General features: G+C 58.7%; 3 protein-coding genes. All 3 read left to right on the top strand.

The features are described from left to right. Window positions 1–1,715: transglycosylase SLT domain-containing protein (locus tag QP908_RS11585; protein WP_284772343.1), on the top strand; the 1,715-nt coding region annotated here is incomplete at its 5' end. A gap of 15 nt (window positions 1,716–1,730) precedes the next feature. Next, on the top strand, window positions 1,731–2,603 hold the full coding sequence (locus QP908_RS11590) for a hypothetical protein (RefSeq protein WP_284772344.1): 873 nt from the start codon (window positions 1,731–1,733) through the stop codon (window positions 2,601–2,603). After that, complete coding sequence (locus QP908_RS11595) at window positions 2,596–3,609, top strand: Gp37-like protein (protein ID WP_284772345.1); 1,014 nt, start codon at window positions 2,596–2,598, stop codon at window positions 3,607–3,609. Before QP908_RS11590 ends, QP908_RS11595 begins: the two co-directional genes overlap by 8 nt. Window positions 3,610–3,655 lie beyond the last annotated feature (46 nt).

Below are 3,655 nucleotides of genomic sequence, written 5' to 3' on the forward strand. Positions count from 1 at the left end.
GTGGCATGGTGGAAAGGTACCTCACTTCCCAGCGAGATGCTGGTTTCAAGGTGTCCACCATCTGGGGGTCAGGTCCCATTAAGAACATCGTTGATGCACACGTTCGCCCTGCCTTCGACCGGATGAAGGAACACGTTGACCAGGTAAAGCAGTGGTTTGAGAAAGCCGCTGATGGAATCAAATCCGCATGGAACAGTGTCTGGGAGACTATTAAGTCAATTGCCGGAAAAATTGCCAACTTTGCCTACAACAAAGGCATTCGCCCCGCATGGAACGCTGTATCCAAGGTAACCGGTGTAGAAAAACTTCCTGAGGTCAGCTTCGCTACTGGTGGTGTCATGCCCGGCTACACCCCAGGCCGCGACATACACACCTTCTTCTCACCCACCGGCGGAACGCTCAACCTATCCGGCGGAGAAGCCATCATGCGGCCCGAATGGACCAGAGCAGTCGGCGGACCTGCCGCCGTTGCACGCATGAACGCCACCGCACGCTCCGGCAAAGGCACCGGACTATCAGGCTCCTTCGCTGACGGCGGCGTCCTCGGCGCCATCAAATCCACAGCAGGCAAAGCATGGAACGTCACCGACGACGTCATCAACAAAGCCATCGAACTCGGCGGCGACTTCGCCAACGCCGCGAAGAAACTCTTCGACGACAAAATCAACTCCGTCAAAGAAAACCTCGGCATCAGCAACGGCACCGACCTAGCCAAATCCGTCGCCCCCGCCTACCTCACCAAGGGCGCCACCACCGCCTGGAACTGGCTCAAAGACAAAGTCACCGCCGTCGCCAAAAAGGTCAAAGAACACCTAAGCGTCGGCGGCGACGTCAACAAATACCGCGGCCTCGTCACCCGCCTACTAAAAGAAAAAGGCCAACCAACATCCCTCGTCGATACCGTGCTGCGCCGCATGCAACAAGAATCCGGCGGCAACCCCCACGCCATCAACGACTGGGACTCCAACGCCGTCGCCGGCACCCCATCCAAAGGCCTCATGCAAACCATCGACCCCACATTCCAGGCCTACAAAGACCCCGGATTTGATGACATTTGGGACCCAGAAGCCAACATTCGCTCCTCCATGAACTACGCCATGTCCCGCTACGGTTCCCTCTCCGCGGCCTACGACCAGGCCGGCGGCTACCACACTGGTGGCGTGCTCCCCGCATTCCTGCGCGACACTGGCGGTGTGCTGCCCAACAACTCCGTCGCCGTCAACACGTCCGGCCAATCAGAATGGGTACTCAACTCCCAACAGATGACCAACTTTGCTGACGGCATCACCTACGCTGCAAAGCACCTCGACGCCACCGCTAAGACCTTCTCAGAAGGCGTAGAAGCATGGCTTAACGGTCAAGAAGAACGAGTAGGCGCCCCCATCGAATGGGGCTCACAATTCCTCGGCGACGTCCTCGCCGACATCACCGACGACCTAGGCTCCCCCTGGGGAATCGACGGCACCAACGCCCCAGACATCCTCGACAATCAAGGCCGCGTCAAAATCGCAGAAGCAGGAACCGCCGACGACCCCGGCAAAACCGCCCTCCCACCAGTCGAAGTTCACCTCAACATGAACGGCGACAACATGGAAGTCTCCTCCGACGACGTCCGCCGCGGCGTCAACCAAGCCCTCGACGACTATCAACGCCGAATCGAAGCACTCGAACGCGGAGTCAGAATCAACACCTTCACCACCCCAATGGTCGTCTAGCAGGAGGACATCACCATGGACATTCAACTCACCGACTACAAAGGCCACACCTGGCACCTCGCCGGCGCCCAGGAAGGCGACGAAGGCGTCACCCTGCACAAAATCTCCGGCACCGACGGAAAACTATCCGACCACCCCGTACCAACCACCCAACACTTCCCCACCCACACCTACGACACCACCACCCCAGAGCCCATCACCCCAACCCTGACCGTCAGCATCACCCACACCACCAGCCTGACCACTGAAACCAACATCCGCCGCTTCCTCGACGGCCTCGACTTCTACAAACCCGCCATCCTCACCTTCCACCAACCCCGACAACCCGAACTCCAACTCTTCGTCCACCTCGAAACACCCATCGGCCTACCCGAAGAAAGCGCCCCCAAAGACACCACCACCCTCGAAATACACCTCACCGCCCAAGACGGCCGCTACTTTGGGCCCGAACACACCGCCACCGGAATCACCACAATCGAAAACACCGGACAAATCCCACTCTGGCCCACCATCCACTGGCACGGACTCACCGCCCGCGTCACCGAAGACAAAAACGGCCCCATCATCCTCCCACCAGCACTCGGCGCCACCGGCCTCATCTACCACACCAACCCCGACACCGGCGGGCTCATCACCGACACACACGGCTACCCCAACCACAACGCCTGGGCCACACTCCGCGGCATCGCCTGGACACGCCCCATCATGCCCGGCGACGCCACCGCCATCGACTGCCACAAATGCCACATCCACTGGCGCAACGAATACCTACAACCATGGGCACAAACAGGAGGAATAATCAGCAATGCAGGAACATCAAACAATTCAAATGGCCGCACTTGGGCAACGGCATCAGGACGACCACACGCCATTCGTCTATTTGACTGACAAATACCTCACCCCACAAACCATCATCACCGGCTACACCAGCCTCAAAGCCAACGACAAAGTCAACGACGCCGGCACCTTCACCCTCGAAGTACCCGCCAACCACCCCGTCGTCGACCTACTCATCCCACCACTAGCCTTCGACGGCGACCCCAACTCCACCCTGCGCAAACTCACCGACATACAACAATTCCTCGTCGTCGAATACGGCCACACCCGCTACACCTACTTCGTCGACACCATCATCGACCACGCACAACAACACGACCCCACCGTCGAAATCACCGGCACCTCCATCCACGACCTGGCCAACTACCTCGTCATGGAATCCAACCCACTGGCCATCAAAGCCATCCAACCCAAATACATGGACGTCCGCGCCGGCGACTCTCTGCGAGTCATTAAGACCTTCATCTTGATGAACCTGCGACGCCTCTACCAATTCGACTTACTGCCCGACGCTGACCCCTGGTCGCCCATTGCCTGGCGTGATTACGCAGACTGGCCGATTATGGTCAACCCACTTCACAAATCCACCACAACTCCTTGGACTGTGCTTGCCGCTCGCTTCGACTCACTTGCCGACCTGACCAAGGAAACACTCGACGCCGCAGGACTCCGCCTAACCATCACCCTCTGGATGCCCTGGGACAAACAACCATTCCCCACCCACACCCGACTCTGGAAACCCACCTTCATCATCGACATCGTCCCCCTCACCAACGACTCCTCCGTCGCCGGACACGTCAGAGAAGGTGTAAAAAACATCAGCCGCCGCTGGGACCCCGAAGACAACGTCTCCACCGTCGGACTCGGCGACCGCACCAACCCAGACGGCTACAAACCCTGGATTATGCTCCGCCCCACCCACATCGACTACGCCACCAGCGACGTCACCATCACACGCTCCAAATACGCAGACGTCACCGTCGGCGGAAAATCCCCCAACGCCATCAACCAACTACTCAAACGAGCTTGGGGTTGCCCGCAAATCGTGGACACGTAGTTAAGCTGCTTAGGGGTTAAGCAGCGGCCTTCTTATTACCATTTTG

It is taken from the genome of Corynebacterium sp. MSK204 (assembly GCF_030229885.1).
GTDB lineage: Bacteria > Actinomycetota > Actinomycetes > Mycobacteriales > Mycobacteriaceae > Corynebacterium.

Excerpts from the sequence above, each read along its gene's own strand:
- QP908_RS11590 (WP_284772344.1), top strand. The coding sequence starts at position 1,731 with ATGGACATTCAACTCACCGACTACAAAGGCCACACCTGGCACCTCGCC.